Annotated in this window: 1 protein-coding gene; it reads right to left on the bottom strand. The window is 45.4% G+C overall.

Going from position 1 to position 394, the window contains the following annotated elements:
- Positions 1-306: hypothetical protein (locus tag AC1DCY_RS27835; RefSeq protein ID WP_477356054.1), on the bottom strand; the 306-nt coding region annotated here is incomplete at its 3' end.
- Positions 307-394: the final 88 nt, after the last annotated feature.

Below are 394 nucleotides of genomic sequence, written 5' to 3'. Positions count from 1 at the left end.
CTTATCAGAGGCAACCTGAAACGCCTCATTACTCATCGGACGACCAGCTTTAGCTACTGAGTACTGTATCGATCCACGAACAATATCGTCCAAAAAGTTGCTTCGATCATTCGAATTGATTGCCTTTGCCGTCGTTAACCAGTTAGCAACCGCCTTCAAGTCAACAAGGTCACTTTCCCTGCCAGCGCTTGCTACCTCGCCAGCAACGATGCCGTGCATATATTCATATGCCGCTGAATAGCTTTTACTATCCGACAACCGCTGCAACTCTTTTAGCTGAGCATCATTAAATTTTACCAGCACCACACTTAATCTCCTTATTCTGCCATTATCCTACCAAGAACATTCAGGACAAAATCATCCACAACCCTGACGTCTGTAAGCTCCTTTGGGT

It is taken from the genome of Lysinibacillus sp. 10T31 (assembly GCF_056394365.1).
Note: the sequence above shows the minus strand (reverse complement) of the source record. Positions and strands in the feature narration are given on the sequence as shown.